Below are 23,213 nucleotides of genomic sequence, written 5' to 3'. Positions count from 1 at the left end.
TCCCTGTGTTCCTGCGTCTGGTTTCCTGCGTCTGCTTATGGCCGTGCCCCGTCGCTGCCTGCGGATGCTCGTGGCGCATCGGCAGACGTCATACCGGCCAGCCGCAGGACATCGTTCGCACACCCCCACGACAACGTGAAGCCACCGCCGCCATGACCGTAGTTGTGGAACAGCCCCGGATGCTGATCGTCACGCGCGACACGCGGCACATGACGCATCGGACGAAATCCGATACGCGCGTCGATCACCTGCAACGCCGCAACGCCCTCGCATAGCCGGGTGCAGCGCAGCACGATGTCTTCGATCTGATGCGCCCCGATCACCGTGGACGTCAGCCCCGGATCGGCCGTACCGCCCAACACGATGTCGTCGCATCGCGGCACGACGTACGTCGGTGCCGCAGGATCCGAGTCATCGATGAAGCATTCACGCACGGCATCGTCACGGCGGGCGCGCAGGACAATGGCGCGCGACAACGACAACGCGTCGTCACCGAACTGACGGCTGCCGTAGCCGCAGCAGTTCACGACGACGTCCGCCTCGCCGAGTAGCCGCGTCACATCGTCGACGCGACGCTGGACGTAATTGCCGCCCAGCTCGAGGAACATGTGCATCAGGTATCGAAGGTAAGTCCCGGTGTCGGCCACCGGTACGTCCATCCGGTAAGCGCAGGCGAAGCGCGTCGGCACGTCGTCATCCGGCAACCGCTCGAGATCCCTCGCGCAATCGGCCCACCACGGCGCGCCGGCGTCGTGACGGAAATACTCGGTCAGCGATCGCATGCGGACGCCCGACGCCTTATCCGTCGACAGCCGCTGCATCTTCGCGTAGGTATGTCGAGCTCGGGCCAGATAGACAAGATCGGGCGCTTGATAGAACGGATGCCAGATCGCGGCCGCCAACGCCGATGTCGTCTGCGCTGGGCCCTCCGCCGCGTGAATGGTGACGCGACACCCCGCGAGGGACATGGCGACGGCGGTCGTCAATCCGCTGACGCCCGCACCGACGACGATGACGTGCTCACGTCTGTCCGGCACGACGTGTCTCATGTGCGCTCCCTCGGGTCGTTGGCATGTCGTTCAGCAGGCGGACGCTCCGGCACCCGCGCGACGCCCCCCGTCACCGGCTGCGCGCTAACGCTGTCGAAGCCCTGCGGCGATTTCATCCCGCTCCCCGTACCGAGCAACACGACACGTGCCCCGACCTTGATGCGACCCGTTGCGAGGCACGCATGCAGCGCTGCATATCCCGCGGCGGTCGAGGGTTCGAACCATAGACCGAAGCGTTGCGCGAGCGAACGCGACGCCTCGACGATGCGGGCATCCTCCAGCGCGATGCATGCGCCACGTGTGACGCGCAACGCCTGCAGCGCCGCAAAGTGGTCTCTGGGACGGCTCACCGACAAACTGTCCGCCACGGTATCGGGCGTCACGGCCGTCGGCGCTTCAGGCAGCGCGCACGTCTCATCGTTCTCCCGCCAGTCTTGCGAGATGCTGTTCGAGCTGCTGGCCTGCGCGGCCAGCAATCGCGGCACCGCGGACGTGATGCCCAACGCGTAGAGATCGAGAAAACCCGCAGCGATGCCGGACAGGATGTTGCCGTCACCCGTTGGCACGACGACCCAATCGGGGACGTGCCAGTCGAAAGCCTCGGCAATCTCGAACGCACAGGTTTTCTTGCCTTCCCGCGTGAACGGATTGAATCCGGTGTTGCGGCAACACACGCGAGCATCGGCGGCCAGCCGCTCGGCGACTTCCACGGCATCGTCGTAAGTGCCATCGACCTCAAGCAGCCGGGCGCCATAAGCACGGATCTGTGCCAGTTTGATTCGCGGCGTATTGAACGGCACGACTACCGTCGCCTCCATGCCTTGCGACGCCGCGATGCACGCCAGCGAGGCCCCCGCGTTGCCGGTGGACGCCGTCACGGCTTGCGCGCACCCCGCCCGTCTCGCCACGGCGAGCACCAGTTCGGTGGCTCGATCCTTGAGCGAACCGCTTGGGTTTCGCGAGTCGTCCTTGACCCAGAGCCGAACCCCACCGCCGGCATGGCTGCTGCCACCTCTGCCCCCGTCATCCTCGCCGCAGTCGACCATCGGCGTTCCGCCGACCCGCAAACGGCTTCCCCAACTCGCTTCGACCGGCAGGAGCGCGGCGTATCGCCACATCCCGTGCGTTTGACTCGCACGAAATGCGTCGACGATGTCGGCAGCAGACATCGAGTTCGTATCCGTCTTGCGTTCCACGCGAAGGTTCTGCCCGCAGACTTCGCAGCGATAACGAATCGCTCCCCAGGCCTGCGGCGTGGCACAGCGCACGCAGGCGTACCGATACGAGAACGGCGGCGTCACGCGAGACACCCCGGATTCAATAGATGCGCCATCACGGCGTTTTGGGCGTGGAGTCGATTCGCCGCCTGCTGGAACACCCATGACGACGCCCCCTCCACCACATCGTCGGACACCTCCTGCCCGCGATCCACCGGCAGACAATGAAGATATCCGGCACCCGGTGCGGCAAGGCGCATCACGTCTGCATCGATGCACCAGTCCCGATGCCGCTCGAACGCATCACACATCGCGGCTTCGTCAACGGCGTCACCGTGACGTTTCGGCAAATGATCGAGACTGCACCACGACTTGGCATAGACGGCATGCGCATCGGCGACTCCATCGCGCAAATCATGTGTCACCCGAATACGGGCGCCAGTCTGCGCAGCAAATTGTTCCGCCGCCATCATCACCTGCGGGTCGAGCGCAAACGACGTGGGATGCGCCAGCGTCACATCCATGCCGGTTTTGACAGCCGCCAGCAACAGACTCTGCGGCACGGCCACGGGCTTATGCCAACTCCCCGAATAGGCCCAACTGATGCACAGACGCCGCCCCGTCAGCCCCCCTAATTGCTCCCGTAACGTCATCGCATCGGCAAGCGCCTGACATGGGTGAAAGCGATCGCACTCCATGTTGATGACCGGCACCTGACTCGATTCGGCGAAAGCTTCGAGGTGTCGATGCGCCGCACCGTAAACCCATCCGGCAGGCGCGCCGTACATACGGATGGCTATCGCATCGCCGTATGACGACAACACGCGCGCCACGTCGGCCACCCGTTCCGTCGTGTACGGAATTTCCGCGTCCGGGAGTGCGGGCGTGTAGATGCCATTGTGCGGATCGAGCACGATGGCATTTCCGCCCAGTCTGGCCAACCCCGTCTGAAAGCTGCTGCGTGTGCGCAGCGATGCGTTATGGAAAAGGAAGTAGATCGTCCTGTTCCGAAGCGCGCCCTCGGTATGAAGCGGATATCGACGCTTGAAAGCGAGCGCCGCGCCGAGCAATGCACGGTAGTCCGGCGCGCTCATCGTCAAATCGGGGGCAAGCCAATGGCAAGTCACACATCCCTCCTGATCGTTTGCATCGATACACTGGCGACGACGTCCCGCTCACGGCGCCGCCTCTCGTGCCGCGTTGCGTCGTCTGCGATGTCGTCTCGCCCGCGAGTGGGCACTTTCCAAAGCGTGTCTCCAGGCGATATCCACGAGCATCGCGACGCGACGAAAGAACACGCCGCGTCCTCAAGGCGGCCGCCAGCGACTCGCGTGCTGCGCAAACCGTTCGGCACACGACAGTCCCAGGCGCTCGAACAGTCGTCGAGGCACCAGCGCCGCCTCCATCATCTGGACCCCGACTGCCAGCGGGTCGATGCTTTCGCGTAACACCTGATCGGCATCGGACGCGCTCAGACCCACCTCGCACAAATGCGCTTGCCATGCTGGCAGCTCGGGCGAAAGAAAGGCCAACAACAACTCGGGGATCAGTTCGTCGAACACCCTCCGTTCGTCACGAGATAGCGACGGCACCCACGCCTCGCCGAACCGCACGAACGCCGCCTGATGACGCATCTCATCTGCACCATGCTCGGCGAGCAACGTACGCACCGGGGGATAGATCGCGTTGCCCGCACCGGCCTGACGCAACGTGCCGGTAATCAACGTCTCCGTCACCATGGCTGCGGCCACGAGGGCGACGCCACGATGCTCGGACGGCACCGCCTCACACAGCGCCAGCACCTGCATCACGCTCCGCGATGGCCGAAGCATGAGCGCGCAGCCCGTCGCGCGAAGCAACTGCGCCCGAAACCGCGCCATCATCCAGGTGTGAAAACCTTCATCGGTATAGATCGCCAGCAAATCGTCGCGGCTTACCGACGCCATTCCCGGCACATCAAGCATCCGCTCGATGGCCCGGTTGACGATATGCAACTCGACACGCTCCGTCTTGTTCAGATAGTCCTCGAGACGCAACGCGCTCAGCCGCTGCCGCGTTGCCTGTCCTCGCTCACAGACCTTTGGATGCGTGGCATAGGGCATGAGCGACACGTTGAAGAACAGATGCCCCGGCAGCAATGGCGGAAACGGCGCCTCGGCCGTAGCGCGCGTGACGGCCGCGACCTCCCGCCACGACCTGCGTGTCTCGTGCGCGCCGACACGATCCGGAACATGGGGAGACGCGTCCCTGTTGATCGGCATGTCAGTCATGGGGGCTGAGCGCCGCGACTGGCATCGGTGAATGCTCCGCCAGCGATACGAGACTCGCTCGCTCCGGACCGAGCCCCAGCCCTGCCAATGGCGCGCCGATGTGTCGTTCGATAAAGTCGATGAAGCTGTTCATCGCGGCATCCACCTTCCCCTCACGCCCGAGGGTCAGCGACTGCTCGGTCAAACCCGGATAAATCAGGATGTCCGGCATGACGTCGCCGGAGACGACATTACGATGCAAGCGCATCGGCACCCCCTGGTAGGCGGAGTGCAGGTAATGGGCCAGGCAATCCACCTTGTTGAGGTAAACACAATCGACGGCATGCATCTTGATGACGTCTCTCAACTGCGCAAGATCCAGCATGCCGATACGACGCGGCCGACCGGTTCCTGTACCGTATTCACCGGTCAGCATTCGCAATGCGGTTCCCACCTCGAACGGATCATTCGAACGCAGCAGTTTGTCCGGCGAGAAGCGCGACGCCTCCTCGGACTTGCCGGTCTTCGACTGCGAAGCGTCGTGACAGTACTGCGCCGAACGTTCCCCTCCAAGCTCCGACGGAAACGGCCCACGTCCCACGCGCGACATGATGGCTTTGGCCACACCGATGGTTCGCCGGTGGTACTTGGGCGAGAGATCTCCGCCGACATACGCGTAGGCCGGTACCGTGTGACTCGACGTGACGAAGGGCTGACTGCCATCGACCACATCGAGCAGCACGGACTGCGCACCTTCGAACAACACCTTTGCTCCCGCCTTGACACGCGTCGTGAGCCACCCGCGGTCCGGTTCGACGTAAGCCCGCAGTTGTTTTGCCACGCCAGGCAAACCCAGCAGCAGGTCCGACATCTCGGCGACCCACGGCGACGTGCCGCCATCCGCATTGATCATGCGAGTGAATATTTCCCGCATCGCCACCACGGTATCCGCCTCGTTGCCCAGCAGGTCACCGAGCATCAGGTTGACGCGCGTGTCGTTGCGCACGCGCAAGGCGCGATCTGCATAGCAAGGTCCGATACCGTTTCCCGTCGTACCGATCGTCTCACTGCCACGCCGGTCCATCGCAATGTGATGTGGCTGCACCAGCGCTGCACGCGCACTGATTCGCAGACGCCCCTCGAGCGAGATGCCCATCTGCCGCAATTGCTCGATCTCATCGGCCAGCTTCCACGGATTGATAGCGCATCCCGAGCCGATGTACAGCATGGCGTGCGGATGAAAGACCCCCGACGGGAGTTGCTTGAGCGCAATGCGCCCCTGCGGCGTGTCGATGGTGTGTCCGGCGTTTGCCCCGCCGTTAAAGCGAGCGATCACGTCATACCCCGGGGCCAGGGTATCGATGATCTTCGCCTTGCCTTCATCGCCGTATTGCAGCCCGACGAGAACGTCGGCGAAGCCATCGGTGACAGGCGAATTCGAATCGCAGGAAGACGTCGAGGAGCAGGAAGGGGGAAGGAAAGCTGTGGTCATGCGCGTTGCAAATCAAAGTAAAAACGAGGAACAGGTGCCTGCCGGTCGGCGAGGCGTTCATAGACCCAACGCCCGACGGCGATGTCGAGAATGCCGAGTCCAAAGGGTGAAAAGACAATGGGCCGATCACGGGTGGGCAGTTCTCCTCCGCACAGCAGATGCGGCAGCGAGGTCGTGACGAAGCGCCGGTGCCCGGTGGCGACTTCCGTGAGATGCAGCGATGTCATCGCCCGCAGGCAGTGGTCGATGTCGTCGACGATGTTGCAGGACGCCTGCACGATCGACGGCGCGAGATCGCGCAACGACAAATGCAACACGACCGGGCAGTGCGAGAACCACTCGGGGTCGTGCAGATGGGGAGACGCCGCCGTGGTGGCGAACACGATCACGTCCGATTGCCGGATGGCATGCTCCAACGACGTTTCGGTACGCGTTTCGAGACCGACCTGCGTTGCGATCCGGGTGGCAAGTGCTTGCGCGTACCCGGCATTCAGGTCGTGGACCACAACCTCTGCGATCGGCAGTTCGGCTAGCGGCAAACATGCGGCGACGTGACGTGCAATCACGCCGGCGCCGATAAACGCCACACGGCGCTCGCGAGCCGCGTCGCCTCGCGTGAGACACCTCAGCGCGCTAACAGCGCTGGCGGCAGTGCGTGCCGCACTGATGATGCTCGCTTCCATACACGCCATCGGATAACCGGTGGCGACATCGTTAAGAATCAGCACAGCGGAAGCGCGCGGCACACCCCGGTCGATGTTCCCGGGGAAACTCGATATCCACTTGATGCCCGTGATCGCTTCGCTTTCATCGCCGTCGTCGCTCTTATCGCCTTGAATATGTGCAGGCAAGGCGATGATGCGGTTGCGCTGCGCCTGCGGGAATCGCAGAAACTGACTCTCCGGATTGACGGTTCGTCCGGCGTGGTGCGCGCGATACGCGGCTTCGACGGTAGCGAGGATGGCACGCTTGCCGTCGCGAACGGCTGCGTCGATCTGCTCACCCGTAAATACGCGGAATTGCGGTGTCGGAAGTGCGTTCATGTCAGCGCGGGCGAAACCGTTTCAACGTCGTACGATGGCACGTCGGGTGACGCCGACGCCTTGTCGAATCCCTCGACACAGGAAGCTACCCAGTCCGGGTCGTAGATCGTGTCGAGGTATTTGTCTCCCATATCCGGTGCGATGGCCACGACCGTGTCGCTCGCGGCAATCTCTGCCGAAGACACCTGTACCGCGCGCAACACGCTGCCTGTGGACCCGCCGATAAGCAACCCGCGTTGTGCCAGCGTGCGGCACATCCGCACCGTGTCGGCCTCGGGGACATAGACGATCGCATCGGGAGATTCGGCGTCCGGCGGCTCACACAGCGGCGGACGGCAACTGGTGCCGAGACCGGGAATACGACGCGGCCCCGGCGAGCCACCAAAGGTGACCGAGCCTTGCGCATCCACGGCGACGACCCGGGTCGGCAAGCGATGCGCGCGTACGTAATGCAGACATCCCAGCAAGGTGCCCGTCGTGCCGGCGCCGACGAAAAGATGATCGACGTCGGGATATGCCGAGAAGATCTCCGGCGCCGTCCATCGAAAATGCGCGCGCCAATTGGCCGGATTCGCGTATTGATTGACCCAGACACAACGCGGGTCTCGCGCGACCTGCTCCCGAATCCATGCGATGCGCGTCGCGAGATATCCGCCCTGTGCATCACGGCGATCGACGCGTACGACACGAGCCCCTGCAGCCTGCATGGTTCGCACCGCCTGTCGCGATGTATTCGGGTCGGTCACACAAGTAAAGCGATAGCCGCGATTGGCACATACCAACGCGAGCGCCACGCCGAGATTTCCCGACGACGATTCGAGAATGCAGGTGTCCGCACGAATCCGATGCGTCGCTTCGAGATCGTCGATCAGTTGAAGCGCCGTCTTGAGCTTGATCGACCCCGCCGCGTTCAGCCCCTCCATCTTGAGAGACACCGATGCGGCGCAAAGACCTTCGATCGTGGTGAATACCGGGACCGTCGGGCGCAGGAACTCTGCATCGACACGCAGGTTCGGTAAGTCGCGCAGACGATCGCTTCGCGCAACTTCGATTGACTGCGGCACGGCCGACGTTTCGTGCTGATTACCCACTCCCCACCTCCCGAGAATTCGCCCAGCGGCGACACGATGACGTGGATGATGTGGATTGCGCGGACCTTGCGATGAGAGGCATCCCCCTTCGCATCGCTACTGCATCGATACCGCATCGATCTCACATTCGTCCCGCGTTCATGCACGCCGTGAAGCCATATTTAAGCGAAGCAGCGGCGCGCGGAATACCTGCATGGTCGTGTAGGACGCAGGCTGCGGCTATGCGACAACAGGCATCGGACAGCCATGTCCAGCCGCCGTACGGCGGCTGACATGTGGGGAAAACGGGCAACAGGAAAGCGGGCGTAGAAAAAGAAATCGGCGGAAATTCCGCCGATTTCGTCACCGTCATCCTTGCGACGACGGGGGTTCCGGGGGGCTGATGCGCGGCTTAGCGAGGCCTGCCGCCGCGACCGATGTCCTGAAGACGCACGACGGCATTACCGGCGGCATCGGTCTTTTCGGGAATCTTCCAGGCGTGGCCGTAGACCAGTTCAAACGTCAGCGCGATGGTGCCATCGCTGCCACGCTGACGCTCCAACGCCTCACGCAGCGCCGCAATTCGCGCCCGCCCGGTGAGGCCCTGGCGACGTTCCGGCTGGGGATTCACGCCCAGCAGCCGCACGTCACGCAGCAGGGTGTCAGGCGATTCGAACGTGAGCGTGAGCCGTTCCATGTCGGTCACCGGGGTATCGAATCCGCTCGCCACCATCATGTCGCCCAGATCGTGCATATCCGTGGGCTCAAGCGCATGCGCAACGTCATCGACTTCCGCCCAGGCAGCACGCAACTCACGCAGCGTATCGGGACCGTAGGCCGAAAACATCAATAGACCATCGGTACTTAATACGCGGTGCCACTCGGGAATGACGCGATGCGGTTCGCGGTACCAGTGCAATGCGAGGTTCGACCAGACGAGATCAAACGAGCGTGAGGCAAACGGCAGCGCCGAGAAATCAGCCTGCACCACGCCGTAGGGCGGCGTGCTGCGTAACAGGCGTCGCCAGCCGGTGGTCGCGCCCGCCGATGCGGCGGCCTTCGCCATGGCATAGGAGGCGTCCAGCCCTACGCGATACGCGTCGGGATAGCGCTCGCCGAAGTTCAACAGATCGCCGCCCGTGCCACAACCGGCATCCAGCACCCGCCGAGGCTTGAGCTTGATGTAATCGAGTCGGCTCGCCAGTCGCGACGCCACCTCGCGCATCAGGAAATCGGCGTCCTGCCAGTTCGGGGCGCGACGATCGAATGCGGTGCGCAAAAAGCGTGCGGAGAACGCAGAGGACGGGTTTTGGGGAGCGTCGGAAGGCTTCATGGGACAGGCGAAAAGGCGAGTCGGCAGTATACTCGCTGCTGTCGGAATGCATCGGACACGGCCAAACGGCCACCCCACGTGCCTCGACGCCATATGAACGCGACCGATGGGGTTCACGAGGCAGAGGGAATCATTCCCCGTCCGCCCGTCCTCCGGTCACCTCTCAGCCAAGCCCTTACGCTCACCGCCGTGCCCATGCCCACTTTCCCCTTCATGACGCCAGCCAGGCTCGCGAGCGGATTGTTGCGCATCGCGCTGCCGGATCACTGCGCCATTTGTCGGCGACGGGCGTCGAGGCAAATCTGCGTGGCGTGCGCGGTTGCCTTCGACGCTGCGCGTCCCGGTGCGTCGACGCGTTGCTACCGGTGCGCCATTGCATTGCCGCGGCCGACGTTGTGCCCGGAGGGAACGGTCGGGCTCGACCCGGAAAGTGCGACAATTTGTCGCACCCCGACCGCGATCCTGTGCGGCCCCTGTCTGCGACACCCGCCAGCGTTCGATGCAACGCTGACGCTCGCAGACTACGTGCCACCGCTCGATACTTTGATGATTCGTCTGAAATACCGCGGCGCTCTGCCGTTAGCGCGCGAATTCGGCGAACGCCTTGGCGACGTTCTGGCGAGCCACGATCACGGCGGCGAGGCACCATTGTTGGTGCCCGTACCACTGGCACCTTCCCGGCTCGCGTCGCGCGGCTTCAATCAGGCGTGGGAGCTCGCGCGCGTGGCCTCACGCCGGGTGCGTCTGCCTGCGAGTACGCAAATGCTGCACAGAGACCGTACGACTGCCGCTCAGCGACGTCTTTCCCGCGACGAACGGCGGCGCAATCTACGTGACGTATTCGTCGCTGACGCGCGTGTTCACGCCCGCCGTATCGTCCTGATCGACGACGTCATGACCACCGGGGCGACCTGCGATGCCGCCGCGGCCGCCCTCAAGCGTGCAGGCGCGGCCCACGTCCTCGCTGCGGTCGTACTGCGCACGCCGCCCACTCCTTAACTTGCCCAACGCTCATGTTCAACGTCGTTCTCGTCAGCCCCGAAATTCCACCGAACACCGGCAACGTGATTCGCCTGTGCGCCAACACGGGCGCACGCCTGCACCTGATCGAGCCGCTCGGCTTTCCGCTCGACGACGCACGCATGCGCCGCGCCGGCCTCGACTATCACGAGTACGCCGAGATGAAGGTGCATCGGGACTGGGCCGCGTTTCTGGCGGCGGAGTCGCCCGATCCCACACGCATGTTCGCGTTGACCACGCGCGGTTCGCGTCCGTTCGGTCAGTTGTCGTTCGCACCCGGGGACTGGTTCGTCTTCGGCTCGGAGACGCGAGGCCTCGACCCGGCATTGCTCGACACGTTCGAAACGACACAGCGCGTGCGACTGCCGATGCGTCCCGGCAACCGCAGTCTCAACCTCTCGAATACGGTCGCCGTGGTGGTGTTCGAGGCATGGCGTCAGCAAGACTACGCCGGCGGGTCCTGACTCGCGAGTTCGCGTTGGTATGCCGCGTACATCGCCGCATCGAAACATACGAACTCCACGTGGTCGATGCCAGGGAAATGCGGTAGCGCGTCGCGCACGGTAAATACGGCAAGCGGTACGGCGAGCTCTGCCGGATAACCATAAACGCCGCAGCTGATGGCCGGAAACGCGACACGTCGGCATCCATTCGCTGCGGCCAGACGCAGGCTCTCCCGGTAGCAACTGGCAAGCAATGCCGGCTCGTCATGCGCGCCGCCGTGCCAGACTGGGCCGACCGTGTGAATGACGAATTTGGCTTTCAGGCGAAATCCGGGCGTGATCTTCGCCTGCCCGGTGCGGCAACCCTGGAGTTTTCGGCAGGCTTCGAGGAGTTCGGGGCCGGCAGCCCGATGGATCGCACCGTCGACGCCGCCACCGCCGAGCAGCGATTCGTTCGCGGCGTTGACGATGGCATCGACCGTGGATTGCGTGATATCGCCCTGGGAGGCGTGAAGACGGACAACTTGCGACATGGGTAGGCCTCCCTTGTTGCGAGTGTCGACGGCAGGACGCCGTCGTCTGAGAAAGATCAGCCCTGAGTCGAGTCGTCCTCGCGCTCGGCGCGGGCATCGCGTCGCAGCAGCGCCTCGACGGCCGCACGGGCCGGCAGCCCGTCGAACAGCGTCGCGCATACGGCATCGGTAATCGGCATCTCGACGCCATGGGCGCGCGCCAGATCGCGTACCGCACGAGCACATCTTACGCCCTCGGCAACGTGGCCCAGCGATGCGAGCACTTCGTCGAGCGACTTGCCCGACGCCAACTGCAACCCGACCGTCCGGTTACGCGACAGATCGCCGGTCGCCGTCAGAATCAGATCACCCAGACCGGCCAGACCCATGAACGTCTCAGGCTTGCCACCCAAGGCCACGCCCAGACGCGTCATCTCGGCCAGACCGCGCGTCACCAGCGCGGCACGCGCATTCAACCCGAGACCCAGGCCGTCGCTCACACCGGTGGCAATCGCCAGTACGTTCTTTACGGCGCCACCGACTTCGACGCCAACGAGATCGTCGCTCGAATAGATGCGTAGCGCGCCGAAGTGACAAGCCGCAATCGTCAGATCGCACAGGGACGGTACTGCGCTCGCAATCGTCAATGCCGCAGGCAGACCCTGCGCCACTTCGCGCGCGAAGCTCGGCCCGGACAACGAACCGCCGGCCACCGCCGGGAAGACCTCGGCAACGATCTGATGCGGCAACAGGCCGGTATCGGCCTCGAAACCCTTGCAAAGCCAGATCAGGTTCTGCGGCGCATTGGGCGCCTGCGCCATGTGCCCTGCCAGCGCACGCAGACCCGCAACGGGTACGGCAGCCACGCACAATGCGTGCTCGCCCGAGCCGTGCGCCATCGCCGTCGCGAAGTCGGATTCGAATCGCAGACGGGGGGACAACGGGGAGCCGGGGAGATAAGCGGAATTCTCGTGAGAGGCGGTCAATTGCGCCACGAGCGCAGCATCGCGCGCCCACAGGACAACGTCATGGCGTGCGGCCATGTGACTCGCCATCGCGGTGCCCCAGGCACCTGCGCCGAATACGGCAATCTTCATGACGGGGACCTCGACGCCATCGCCGGCTCGGAGCCGGCCACGGCGTCGATGAAGCGCAAGCGCTTAGTGAGTCTGAGCGGACGAGCCGTCGGGCATCACGATGCCCGGGGCCGGCGTCTCGCCGTTGGCGGCTTGTTGCTCGGCCAATTGTGCCAGACGTTGCTCGTAGAGCGCCTGGAAATTCACTTCCGCCAGATGGATCGGCTGGAAGCCGGCACGGCTGATCGTGTCGGCCACGTTCGCACGCAGATACGGGTAGACGATCGTCGGGCAGGCAATGCCGATGAGCGGGTCGAGCTGCTCGACCGGCACGTTACGGATTTCGAAGATGCCAGCCTGCTTGCCTTCGACCAGGAAAGCGACCTTGTCCTTGATCTTGGCCGTCACGGTGGCGATCACGGCGACTTCGAAGATTTCTTCCGCCAGGCGCTCTGCCGCCACGTCCAACTGCACTTCAACGGTCGGCATCTCCTGCTCGAGGAAGATCGCGGGCGAATTCGGCTGCTCGAGCGACAGATCTTTCAGGTAAGCGCGCTGGATGCTGAAAAACGGCTGATTCTGGTCGGACATTTCGTTTCCTTGGAATGAAGACAGCCACGCAGTCACGCGGCTGGGCGCCTATTTTGCAGGCGGTATCAGGCGGCTTGCAAGAGCGGCACGAGACCACCGGCACGATCGAGCGCCGAAAGATCGTCGTAACCGCCAATATGACGTTCGTCGATGTAAATTTGCGGTACGGTGCGACGCCCCGTGCGCGTCATCATTTCTTCGCGACGGGCGGGTTCCTTGTCGATCAGGATCTTCTCGATTTCCTGAACCCCGCGCTGGCGCAGCAGACGTTCCGCCATCTGGCAGTACGGGCACACTTGCGTGCTATACATCACGATCTTCGGCATGACTTGCAACTCCTGGATTACTTGACGACCGGCAGGCCGGCTTCCTGCCAGGCGGCGACACCGCCCTGGAGGCTGAACGACTCAGCATAACCAAGATTGCGAAGCAGCGTCTGAGCGCGCGCCGAACGCTGACCGCTCTTGCACACGATAAGTACCGGGGCAGCCTTATTCTTGATGATGCCCGCGACCTTTTGTTCGACGTCGTCGAGCGGCACGTTGCGCGCGGATGGCAGGTGGCCGGTGGCAAATTCCTCTGCCGTACGGACATCGAGCACCACGGCGCCCTTGCGGTTAATGAGCTGGGTCGCTTCCATGGTCGACAGACCGCGACCGCCGCGCTTGAATACCGGCCAGGCCAGCATGCCGCCCGAAACGAGGGCGATGGCGATCAGCGCAAGGTTGGTGTAATCGGCAAAGAACTTCACAAACCACCTGAAAATAATCAAAAGAATCCGATCATTATAAAATATTCCGTGATTGCGCCGACGGGTGTCGTTGCCAATCGTTGCGCCGGACGTCGGCTGCGGCTTTTTTCGAGCGCCGAACGTCTCCGGGAACGCCATGCCAAACCCTTGCCGGGCTTGGCGGCGGCCGGTGCGACGATCCGCCCCCGCCCCCTGTCGGCTGCCCCCGCTTTCCTACTCTGACTGAAGTTTGCTCATGTACAAGCTCGTTCTTATTCGCCACGGCGAATCGACGTGGAACAAAGAAAACCGGTTCACCGGCTGGGTCGACGTCGACCTGACCGAAAAGGGCGTTGCCGAAGCCGCTCAGGCCGGCAAGCTGCTCTCCGACGCCGGTTTCAAATTCGATCTCGCCTACACCTCGGTGCTCAAGCGGGCCATCCGCACGCTGTGGCACGTGCAGGACGCCATGGACCAGATGTGGATCCCGGTGGTGCATAGCTGGCGTCTCAACGAGCGTCACTACGGTGCGCTCGCCGGCCTGAACAAGGCCGAGACGGCCGCGAAGTATGGCGACGATCAGGTCCACGTGTGGCGTCGCAGCTACGATACGCCGCCGCCCCCGCTGGCCGAGAACGACGAACGCAGCTCGTTCAACGACCCGCGCTACGCCAAGCTCAAGCGCGAAGAAATCCCGCTCACCGAGTGCCTGAAGGACACGGTGGCGCGCGTGCTGCCGCTGTGGAACGAGTCGATCGCACCGGCCGTGCGTGCCGGCAAGCAAGTGCTCGTGGCCGCCCACGGCAACTCGCTGCGTGCGCTCATCAAGCACCTCGACAATATTTCGGACGACGATATCGCCGGCCTGAACATCCCGAACGGCACGCCGCTCGTGTATGAACTGGACGCCGAGCTGAAGCCGATCCGTCACTACTACCTCGGCGATCAGGAAAAGATTGCCGGCGCACTGGCCGCTGTCGCCGCGCAAGGCAAGTCGAAGTAAGCATCGTGCAAGGTCCGCGACGACGGCGCCCCGAGCGGGTCGTCGCACCTGACAGCCACGCCATCTTCCCGCCATCCACGTCGAGCGCCCCGGGAAACTCCCTAGGCGCCGCCACGTCAGCTCCGCACGGCGTAATGCGCGGTAACACGATCCCGGCCCTGCCAGCGGCTTTCGCCTGAGACTTTCCAAAACCTCGCAGGCCGCGTCCCGACGGCCAATGCCGTGCACTATCGGGCGATGTTCGCCGAAGTTCGCGTCACAACGTCGCATTGAATGGAACTTTTCGTAGAACCACTCAGGAAAACTACCTGTCGAATGGGCAATGTCCCGCCTGCGGGCAAACGGTTATACTTCGCCAAAGTGCGCGCGCCCATTGGGGTGCGCCCCAAAATTCCGGGAAATTCCACGCCTATATGCGCCAAACCCTCAAACACATCGGCCTGATCGTGCTGGGCCTTGCGACCGGTGCGGCAGCCACCCTCGCGTTCTCTCAGGCTTCCGCACAAAGCGCTACCACACCGTTGCCGCTCGAACAGCTTCGTCTGCTCGCCGAAGTGTTCGGTCAGATCAAGCGCGAATACGTGCAGCCGGTCGACGACAAGAAGTTGCTGACCGCAGCCATCAAGGGCATGGTGTCGAGCCTCGATCCGCACTCGTCGTACCTCGACAAGGACGAATACAAGGAACTGCAGGAGCAGACGCGCGGCCGCTTCGCAGGTCTGGGCATCGAGATCTCGCAGGAAGACGGTCTCGTGAAGGTGATCTCCCCCATCGAAGACAGCCCGGCTTTCAAGGCCGGCCTGAAGCCGGGCGACCTGATCACCCGCATCGACGACAAGCCCGTACGCGGCATGACGCTCGACCAGGCGGTCAAGCGCATGCGTGGCGCCCCGGGCAGCAAGGTCACGCTGACGATCTTCCGCAAGTCGGAAGAACGCACGTTCCCGGTCTCCATCGTGCGTGCCGAGATTCGCGTGCAGAGCATCAAGGGCAAGATCCTCGAACCGGGTATCGCCTACGTCCGTATCACGAGCTTCCAGGAACGCACCGTGCCGGATCTGGCCAAGAAGCTCCAGGAACTGGCCAAGGACCAGCCGCTCAAGGGCCTGATCCTCGACCTGCGTAACAACGGCGGCGGCATTCTCCAGTCGGCCGTCGGCGTGTCCGCCGCATTCCTGAAGGAAGGCGCAGTGGTCGTGTCGACCAACGGTCAGATCGAAGACGCCAAGAAAACGTACGATGCCACCTTCGACAACTACCGTCTGTCGGCCAGCCCGGAAGATCCGCTCAAGGGTGAAGCGCCGTTCTGGAAGACGGTGCCGATGGTCGTGCTGGTGAACGCTTACTCGGCGTCGGCTTCGGAAATCGTGGCAGGCGCACTGCAAGACTCGAAGCGCGCCACGATCATGGGCAAGACGACGTTCGGCAAGGGCTCGGTGCAGACCGTGCGCCAACTGTCGCCGGATACCGCGCTGCGTCTGACCACGGCTTACTACTACACGCCGAGCGGTCGCTCGATCCAGTCCATCGGTATCAAGCCGGACGTGCCGGTCGACCAGAATCCGAAGGGCGATCCGGACGACGTGCTGGTGACGCGCGAAATCGATTACCAGAACCACCTGCACAACACGCAAACGCCTGACGAGCAGAAGGAAATCGACGCCCGCGAAGCCCGCCGCCTGGAAGAACTGCGCCGCCTCGAAGAAGAGAACGCGAAGAAGACGCCGGAAGAGCGCAAGAAGGAACGCGAAGAACGCCTGCCGGATCTGGGCAGCGCCGACGACTTCATGCTCCAGCAGGCTGTTCACCAGATCAAGGGCGAGCCGGTCCAGCGCACGAAGTCGCGCCTGGAAGCGAACGCCGGCCCGTTGCCGAAGGACGCTGCCAAGGCCGCTACGCCTGCCGCTGGCGCCAAGACGGATCCGAAGACGGACACCGTCGTACCGGCCAAGCCGACGGACAAGAAGTAAGCATCCGCTTTACACTACAAACCGTGCCCGCGAAAGCCGGCACGGTTTTTTTATCCCTTTGCGTGTTGCGATGAACGACGATCAGTTGCTGCGTTACTCCCGCCATATCCTGCTCGACGAACTCGGTATCGAGGGGCAGGAGCGTCTGCTCGCCGCGCATGCGGTCATCGTCGGCGCCGGCGGTCTCGGCTCACCGGCAGCGCTTTATCTGGCGGCGTCCGGCGTCGGACGCCTCACGCTGATCGATGACGATGTCGTCGATCTGACCAACCTGCAACGCCAGATCCTTCACGACACACAAAGTGTGGGCCAGCCCAAGGTGGAATCCGGGCGGGCGCGCATTGCACAGATCAATCCGGGCGTGGTTGTCAACGTCATCAACGAGCGCGTGGACGAAGCCCGGCTCACGGCGATCGCGCGCGACGCCACGGTTGTGCTCGACGGCTCGGATAACTTCGCCACACGTCACGCGGTCAATCGCGCCTGCGTGGCGGCAGGCGTGCCGCTCGTCTCCGGCGCCGCCCTGCGCTTCGACGGACAGATCAGCGTGTTCGACGTGCGTAACGACGCGTCGCCCTGCTATGAATGCATCTTCCCCGCCGACGAGCCGTTCCCCGAACAGGCATGTGCCACGATGGGCGTTCTGGCGCCGCTCGTGGGTATCATCGGCAGCATGCAGGCCGCCGAGGCGATCAAGCTGATTACCGGCGTCGGCACGCCGCTCGTGGGGCGTCTCCAGATGCTCGACGGACGCAAGATGAGTTGGCACACCATGCACTGTGCCCGCAATCCGGAGTGCAAAGTCTGCGGACAGCGCCCCTGACGGCATGGGAAATGGCCGACGATGCACTCGGCGGCCCCCCAAATTTCGAACACAAAAAAGCGGACGGCCCTGTAAAGGACCGTCCGCTTCTCGTTTCGCGTAACGCGAAAGCCAGCTTGCCGCTTCTCGGTCAGGCCACCGCCAAACGAGCCAGCGCCGCCTGCATTTCTTCCGGTTCGGTCGCCGCGAGCAGCTCCTGCACCGGGCGCTCCAGATCCGGCAGGTGCGCCCGCAGGATCTCCTGCTTGACCTGAAGCAACTGGCTCGGGTGCATCGAAAACTCGCGCAGCCCCATGCCGAGCAGCAGACGGGTTGCCGTCGGATCCCCCGCCATCTCTCCGCAAACCGCGACCGGCACACCGAATGCGTGCGCCTCGCGAATCGTCATGGCGATCAGACGAAGGACCGCCGGATGCAGCGGGTCGTACAGATGCGCCACGGCGTTATCCGCACGATCGATCGCCAGCGTGTACTGAATCAGGTCGTTCGTGCCGATGGACAGGAAGTCGAGCCGTTTGAGGAACATCGGCACCGTGAGCGCAGCGGCGGGCACTTCGATCATCGCCCCGAGCTTGACGTTCGGATCATAGAGCAGACCCGCAGCATCGAGCTGCGCCTTGGCCTCGCGCACGAGTTCGAGCGTCTGATCGATTTCCTGCGCATGCGCGATCATCGGGAACAGAATCTGCACCTTGCCGAACGCCGACGCCCGCAGAATCGCCCGCAGTTGCGTCAGGAACATACGCGGCTCGGACAGGCTCCAGCGAATGGCACGCAGTCCCAACGCCGGATTCGGTGCGGTCTCGTACGTCTCGTGACTGTCGAGCGGCTTGTCGGCCCCCACGTCGATGGTCCGGATCGTGAGCGGCAAGCCCTGCATCGATTCGACCGCGCGCTTGTAGGCCTCGAACTGGGCCTCTTCCTCGGGCGCTTCCTCCTCGTTCATGAAGAGGAATTCCGTGCGGAACAGTCCAACGCCGACAGCGCCGGCTGCCACCGCGGTCTTGGCGTCTTCCGGCAGTTCGATGTTGGCGAGCAACTCGATGTGCGTACCGTCAATGGTCTGCGCAGGCGAATGCTTCAGGCGCTGCAAACGACGCTCTTCCAGCGCACGCTCGCTTTGCCGGTAGCTGTACTCTTCGAGCACGATCGGCGCGGGATCGACGATGACGATGCCGTGATCGCCGTCGATGATGATCACGTCGTCCTGCTTGATGAGCAGGCTGGCCTGCGCGACGCCGACCGCGGCCGGAATACCCAGGCTGCGGGCGACGATGGCCGTGTGCGACGTCTTGCCGCCGAGGTCCGTGACGAAGCCCTTGAACGTCTGCGACTTGAATTGCAGCATGTCGGCGGGCGCGATGTCGCGGGCCACGACGATCATGTCGTCGCGCGGCGTCTCGTCCACCACATGACGGATACCGGGGGCACCGGCGAGCGCCTTGAGCACGCGCTCGGTCACCTGTTCGATGTCCGCACGGCGCTCGCGCAGGTATTCGTCTTCGATGTCTTCGAAACGCGCAACGAGAACGTCGAGCTGCGTCGTGAGCGCCCATTCCGCGTTGTAGCGACGCTCGCGAATGAGCTTGACCACGGCATCGACGAGCAGCGTGTCGTTGAGGATCAGGGAGTGAACGTCGAGAAACGCGCCCATCTCGCCCGGGGCGTCGTCCGGCAACTCCGCTTTGAGCGTGTCGAGTTCTTGCTGGACGGTTGCCTGAGCGCTTTCGAAGCGCGCGACCTCATCGTCGATCTGGCTGGGATCGAGCAGATAGTGCGGGACATCGAGCGTGGCGGGCGCGAGCAGATACGCGCGTCCGATCGCGATGCCCCGGGAAACGGGAATGCCGTGCAGGGTGAAAGACAAGGAAGTCTCCCCAGTTCAGAGGCGGGTGATTCGACCGAAATCTGTGTGTTCTGTCTTCGGCGACAGTGCGCGGTGGTGCGGCGAAAACACGGCCGGGCGTTACTCTCCTTCGCCGAACTTGTTCGCGATCAGGTCGAGAATTTCCTGCATGGCCTGCGCTTCGTCAGTACCTTCGGTTTCGACTTCGACCTTCGAGCCGATCCCCGCCGCCAGCATCATGACGCCCATGATGCTCTTCGCATTGATACGCCGACCGTTACGGGTCAGCCAGACCTCACTCTGAAATTTCGCCGCCAGTTGCGTCAGCTTTGCGGATGCCCGGGCGTGCAAGCCCAATTTATTTACGATCGTCGTTTCTTGTCGAAGCATGTTTCAGTGTGACGTAGTGTGTGTGGCCGGCGCACCCGCGCCGACTTCCAGAATACCTTTAGATCCGCCCGAAAGCACCTTCTCCGCCAGCGTGTCGAGCGGCACCGAGCGATAGCACACCGCCTTGATGAGCATCGACAGGTTCACCCCTGCGAGCACACGCACTTTCGGTCCTACCAGCTGCGCCGCCACGTTCGATGGCGTCGCCCCGAACAGATCGGTGAGGACCAGCACGCCGTTCTCTTCGCGCAGTTGCGCGAGGCGTTCTTTGGCGACGTCTACGAGCGCCGCGGTGTCCTGGTCAGGGACAACGTCGATCGCGCTGATGCGCGAAGGACAACCGCCGTAGATATGCGAAACGCACTCGCGAAGTGCCGAAGCCAGCGGTGCGTGGGCAATGATCAGAATTCCAGCCATGATGCTAGGCGCGCCGGGCGCCGCGAGTGTTCGGGATACAAACACAACGACGAACGCGAACCTGTCGATTTTGGGATTCTTATTTTAGCAGGCGTGCCAAAATCCCGAATTAATCCTGAAATTTCATCAGGTTAGGGGCCGCTACCAACGGGATTACCGCCGCGCGACCCCAATGTCCGTCAGACGGCCAGTTCCAGCGCGTCGATGAACATCTTCGGCACGTCGAAACCGGTTTGATCCGTGATTTCCTGGAAGCACGTCGGACTCGTGACGTTCACTTCCGTGAGGTAATCGCCAATCACGTCCAACCCCACAAGCAGCAAGCCGCGTTGCCAGAGGACCGGCGCCAGCGACTCTGCGATCTCACGATCGCGCGCCGACAGATCGCGCGCCTCGCCGAGGCCACCTGCTGCGAGGTTGCCGCGCACTTCGTTGCCCTGCGGGATACGCGCGAGCGAATGCGGCACCACTTTGCCGCCGATCACGAGCACGCGCTTGTCACCCAGCTTGATGTCGGGAATGAAGCGTTGCGCCATCACCGAACGGGCACCGTTCTCGCCGAGCATCTCGATAACGGCGCCGAGGTTGCGGCCGTCCGGGCCGATGCGGAACACACCCGTACCGCCCATGCCGTCGAGCGGCTTGTAGATCACGTCGCCATGTTCGGCGTGGAAGGCGCGCAGACGCCCCGCATCGCGCGTCACCAGCGTCGGCGCCACGAACTGCCGGAATTCGGCGATCGCCAGCTTTTCGGAATGGTCACGAATCGCGCTCGGTTTGTTGAACACGCGCGCGCCGGCACGTTCGGCGATCTCCAGCAGCCACGTGGAGTTGATGTACTCCATGTCGAACGGCGGGTCCTTGCGCATGAGCACGGCGTCGAATTCGGTCAGCGCGGCAACGCGCGTCTCCACGACTTCGTACCAGGCGTCGGCATCGCCCGTCAGACGAATTTCCTTCACACGCGCATCGACCGTCGCGCCTTGCCACGCCATCTCGTGCGGCTCGCATGCAAAGATGCGGTGCCCGCGACGCGCACCTTCGCGCATCATCGAGAACGTGGTGTCCTTGTAGATCTTGAATTGGTCGAGCGGGTCGGCGATAAAGAGAATCTGCATCGATCGGCGGGAGTCTTGGGGGTTCGGATGCACACACCGCAAGCTGCGGCGACAGGCATCTATTCTAGCCGAGCCGTCGTTTTGTCGCTGCGCAGTGCGTCGACGCACAAATCACGTCGGCCGGCGTTTACGGCCGCTGTCGGCCCATCAAACCGCTGCCACCCACCGACTGCGCCCTGCCCGCCCAGTCCGAGCAACAGCGACGCATCGCGCACCGGATCCAGGCGCGCGCGCATGAGCGACAGGTGTGTCTTGAGGGTCTGGACGCCGATGGCGCACGCCTCGCGCGTTTGCGTGCGCGACTGGCCCGCGAGCAGGCGCATGGCAATCTCCCGCTGCACAGGCGTGAGCGCTGTCTCCCATAGCCGCTGTAACAACCGGACGGCCGGCGGCACGGCAAGATGTAGCGCGATGCGCACGCGTTCGGTCGCACCGCCCCCCATCCCGCACAAATGGGTGGCGTGCAGATGCAGCGTTCCCCCTGGCACCGGCACCGAGGCGCACACCTGCGCGCCGGCAGGCGGGGCGTCGCACGGGTGGAGCATGAGCTCGTCGGCCAGACGCTGGCATGCCTGCACCACGACGCAGGCATCGGGCCATGCACGCCCCGGCACGAGACGCCAGACCCGGCGCATGAGCGCCAGTGCCGCAGGATCGGCCCACTCCGGCTGGCGGCGATGCCAGACCAGCGTGCCCGTAATGTCGGCCCCGATGGCGTCCGACACTTCCGGACCAGGGTCCGGTACGGCGGAGGTCATCACGGCATGCGGTGGAAATGTTGGAAATGCCGGGAATGGCGCACGCTCCGGCACCGTAGCGAACCCGGCGGCGGCCGTCTCGAACGCGGCGATTTCTCGCGACGTGAATCGCGGATGCTCACGCCGCCTCGACACCAGCAGCCGCAATGCCCCGATGGGGGCGACATCCTGGTACGACGGGGGCGTGTCCGGAATTCGTTGTGCAGGCAGCAGACAGACGTCGAGCAAATCGCCGTCTGGCAGGCACGCGGCCAGCGCCGCCGGACGCGGCAATAAGGCCGCCCCGGCCTCTCCGGCCCCCACGGCGCCCGCCCGGCCCCGGCGCTGGTGAGTGGACATCACTCGCCCCTGCGGGAGCGCGTGTTGCAGTTCGGCCACAGACGGCATGGTCCACCCGCTGGCCGCCAACCGCTCGCACGCGGCCAGCGGCGCCTGCGGGGCGTACCAGCAAGTGGCATCCGTCGATCCGTCCTCACTCACCGCTCTGGTGCCCTCCTGCGCATGGCACCAGAGCGCCGCCACGCCGTCGGCATCGAGCCAAAGACGCAGCGTTTCCAGCCACAGCGGCAGATAGCCGATGACGGGCATCGGCAATTGATGGATTTGACGAAGGCGTGTGCGCAAGTCGCCCTGCATTCGCAAGTCGCTCCTGGCCAAAGGCAATTTCGAGGAAATTTCTTATTCCACTTCAACACTGACGGACATCCCCCGTTCGGGGGATGTCGAGGGCGTCGATCGGTCGCATCATCGCTTCATTGCTGATGCGAACCGGACGACGGACCGGCACAGTACACCGATCCGAAGCGTGAAGGGGATGCGCAGGGAGCCAGTTTGCGGGGGGGACCGCCCAGGAAAGCCCCGATTTCCGGTCGTTGCATGAGGCGACCGGTAAATGTGACGCCCGGCTAGTCGGGGGGCCAGCCGGGCGTCTTTTTCTTTTCGCCTCTCGGGACGAGACGCGCATGAGGCCGCCGCCACGCGGACACAGCCTCGCATCAAATTCAGAAACTTCTCAAAGAGACGCCGAAACCGAAAGAACGCGGCCAGTTGTCACTCGCCGCGC

General features: G+C 63.8%; 23 protein-coding genes. 5 read left to right on the top strand and 18 right to left on the bottom strand.

The features are described from left to right. Positions 1-35: 35 nt before the first annotated feature. The 8 genes from C5N93_RS21995 to C5N93_RS21960 form a co-directional block, all read right to left on the bottom strand. Entirely contained in the window at positions 36-1,049 is a 1,014-nt protein-coding gene (locus tag C5N93_RS21995) for an FAD-dependent oxidoreductase (protein ID WP_242560892.1), read from the bottom strand. Beyond that, a complete protein-coding gene (locus C5N93_RS21990) occupies positions 1,046-2,350 on the bottom strand; it encodes a pyridoxal-phosphate dependent enzyme (protein WP_242560891.1) in 1,305 nt (434 codons plus the stop codon). The genes C5N93_RS21995 and C5N93_RS21990 overlap by 4 nt, the downstream gene beginning before the upstream one ends. Further along, entirely contained in the window at positions 2,347-3,360 is a 1,014-nt protein-coding gene (locus C5N93_RS21985) for a hypothetical protein (protein ID WP_242560890.1), read from the bottom strand. The genes C5N93_RS21990 and C5N93_RS21985 overlap by 4 nt, the downstream gene beginning before the upstream one ends. A 213-nt stretch (positions 3,361-3,573) precedes the next feature. Then, the gene (locus C5N93_RS21980) at positions 3,574-4,527 is read right to left on the bottom strand and encodes a diiron oxygenase (protein ID WP_242560889.1); all 954 of its coding nucleotides are present in this window, start codon (positions 4,525-4,527) and stop codon (positions 3,574-3,576) included. A 1-nt stretch (position 4,528) separates the two neighbouring features. Beyond that, complete coding sequence (locus tag C5N93_RS21975; RefSeq protein ID WP_242560888.1) at positions 4,529-6,007, bottom strand: adenylosuccinate synthetase; 1,479 nt, start codon at positions 6,005-6,007, stop codon at positions 4,529-4,531. Further along, positions 6,004-7,050, bottom strand: coding sequence for a 2,3-diaminopropionate biosynthesis protein SbnB (gene sbnB / locus C5N93_RS21970; RefSeq protein WP_242560887.1), 1,047 nt, complete (start codon positions 7,048-7,050; stop codon positions 6,004-6,006). The genes C5N93_RS21975 and sbnB overlap by 4 nt, the downstream gene beginning before the upstream one ends. Continuing rightward, the gene (sbnA, locus tag C5N93_RS21965) at positions 7,047-8,114 is read right to left on the bottom strand and encodes a 2,3-diaminopropionate biosynthesis protein SbnA (RefSeq protein WP_242560886.1); all 1,068 of its coding nucleotides are present in this window, start codon (positions 8,112-8,114) and stop codon (positions 7,047-7,049) included. The genes sbnB and sbnA overlap by 4 nt, the downstream gene beginning before the upstream one ends. A 418-nt stretch (positions 8,115-8,532) precedes the next feature. Beyond that, a complete protein-coding gene (locus C5N93_RS21960; protein ID WP_242560885.1) occupies positions 8,533-9,453 on the bottom strand; it encodes a methyltransferase domain-containing protein in 921 nt (306 codons plus the stop codon). A 93-nt stretch (positions 9,454-9,546) separates the two neighbouring features. Here C5N93_RS21960 and C5N93_RS21955 point away from each other — a divergent pair, with 93 nt between their 5' ends. Beyond that, positions 9,547-10,452: a phosphoribosyltransferase family protein gene (locus C5N93_RS21955; protein ID WP_242560884.1), complete on the top strand. Its 906-nt coding sequence runs from the start codon at positions 9,547-9,549 to the stop codon at positions 10,450-10,452. A gap of 14 nt (positions 10,453-10,466) precedes the next feature. Then, positions 10,467-10,937 (top strand): tRNA (uridine(34)/cytosine(34)/5-carboxymethylaminomethyluridine(34)-2'-O)-methyltransferase TrmL, encoded by a 471-nt coding sequence (trmL, locus tag C5N93_RS21950; protein WP_150721004.1) that lies wholly within the window; start codon positions 10,467-10,469, stop codon positions 10,935-10,937. Here the strand turns inward: trmL and C5N93_RS21945 are convergent. The 5 genes from C5N93_RS21945 to C5N93_RS21925 all read right to left on the bottom strand — a co-directional run bounded on the left by C5N93_RS21945 (position 10,919) and on the right by C5N93_RS21925 (position 13,846). Continuing rightward, positions 10,919-11,449, bottom strand: coding sequence for an O-acetyl-ADP-ribose deacetylase (locus C5N93_RS21945; protein ID WP_242560883.1), 531 nt, complete (start codon positions 11,447-11,449; stop codon positions 10,919-10,921). The two genes, trmL and C5N93_RS21945, sit on opposite strands and share 19 nt — an antisense overlap. 56 nt (positions 11,450-11,505) lie before the next feature. Next, on the bottom strand, positions 11,506-12,525 hold the full coding sequence (locus C5N93_RS21940) for an NAD(P)H-dependent glycerol-3-phosphate dehydrogenase (RefSeq protein ID WP_242560882.1): 1,020 nt from the start codon (positions 12,523-12,525) through the stop codon (positions 11,506-11,508). Positions 12,526-12,588: 63 nt separating this feature from the next. Continuing rightward, positions 12,589-13,095, bottom strand: coding sequence for a protein-export chaperone SecB (secB, locus tag C5N93_RS21935; RefSeq protein WP_039395381.1), 507 nt, complete (start codon positions 13,093-13,095; stop codon positions 12,589-12,591). A gap of 65 nt (positions 13,096-13,160) precedes the next feature. Next, the gene (gene grxC, locus C5N93_RS21930) at positions 13,161-13,421 is read right to left on the bottom strand and encodes a glutaredoxin 3 (protein WP_023597820.1); all 261 of its coding nucleotides are present in this window, start codon (positions 13,419-13,421) and stop codon (positions 13,161-13,163) included. Positions 13,422-13,438: 17 nt separating this feature from the next. Next, positions 13,439-13,846 (bottom strand): rhodanese-like domain-containing protein, encoded by a 408-nt coding sequence (locus tag C5N93_RS21925; protein WP_069340369.1) that lies wholly within the window; start codon positions 13,844-13,846, stop codon positions 13,439-13,441. 235 nt (positions 13,847-14,081) lie between these two features. Between C5N93_RS21925 and gpmA the strand changes: the two genes are divergently transcribed. The 3 genes from gpmA (at position 14,082) to moeB (ending at position 17,621) form a co-directional block, all read left to right on the top strand. Continuing rightward, positions 14,082-14,828 carry a 2,3-diphosphoglycerate-dependent phosphoglycerate mutase gene (gene gpmA / locus C5N93_RS21920; protein WP_150721001.1) on the top strand — a complete coding sequence of 249 codons (747 nt, stop codon included), beginning with the start codon at positions 14,082-14,084 and terminating at the stop codon, positions 14,826-14,828. 413 nt (positions 14,829-15,241) lie between these two features. Then, complete coding sequence (locus tag C5N93_RS21915; RefSeq protein ID WP_242560881.1) at positions 15,242-16,798, top strand: S41 family peptidase; 1,557 nt, start codon at positions 15,242-15,244, stop codon at positions 16,796-16,798. Between the two features lie 70 nt (positions 16,799-16,868). Then, positions 16,869-17,621: a molybdopterin-synthase adenylyltransferase MoeB gene (gene moeB, locus C5N93_RS21910; RefSeq protein WP_242560880.1), complete on the top strand. Its 753-nt coding sequence runs from the start codon at positions 16,869-16,871 to the stop codon at positions 17,619-17,621. Positions 17,622-17,751: 130 nt separating this feature from the next. Here the strand turns inward: moeB and ptsP are convergent, their stop codons facing one another. The 5 genes from ptsP to C5N93_RS21885 form a co-directional block, all read right to left on the bottom strand. Then, positions 17,752-19,488 carry a phosphoenolpyruvate--protein phosphotransferase gene (ptsP, locus tag C5N93_RS21905; protein WP_150720999.1) on the bottom strand — a complete coding sequence of 579 codons (1,737 nt, stop codon included), beginning with the start codon at positions 19,486-19,488 and terminating at the stop codon, positions 17,752-17,754. A gap of 99 nt (positions 19,489-19,587) precedes the next feature. Then, on the bottom strand, positions 19,588-19,857 hold the full coding sequence (locus C5N93_RS21900; RefSeq protein ID WP_242560879.1) for an HPr family phosphocarrier protein: 270 nt from the start codon (positions 19,855-19,857) through the stop codon (positions 19,588-19,590). Between the two features lie 3 nt (positions 19,858-19,860). After that, positions 19,861-20,274 carry a PTS sugar transporter subunit IIB gene (locus tag C5N93_RS21895; protein WP_069340374.1) on the bottom strand — a complete coding sequence of 138 codons (414 nt, stop codon included), beginning with the start codon at positions 20,272-20,274 and terminating at the stop codon, positions 19,861-19,863. 179 nt (positions 20,275-20,453) lie between these two features. Continuing rightward, a complete protein-coding gene (gshB, locus tag C5N93_RS21890) occupies positions 20,454-21,392 on the bottom strand; it encodes a glutathione synthase (protein ID WP_150720998.1) in 939 nt (312 codons plus the stop codon). Positions 21,393-21,451: 59 nt separating this feature from the next. Continuing rightward, positions 21,452-22,786, bottom strand: a complete 1,335-nt coding sequence (locus C5N93_RS21885; RefSeq protein ID WP_242560878.1) for a hypothetical protein — start codon at positions 22,784-22,786, stop codon at positions 21,452-21,454. Positions 22,787-23,213 lie beyond the last annotated feature (427 nt).

The sequence above is a fragment of the Pandoraea sp. LA3 genome (assembly GCF_022696215.1).
GTDB lineage: Bacteria > Pseudomonadota > Gammaproteobacteria > Burkholderiales > Burkholderiaceae > Pandoraea > Pandoraea capi.
This window is presented reverse-complemented; position numbering and strand designations above follow the sequence as displayed.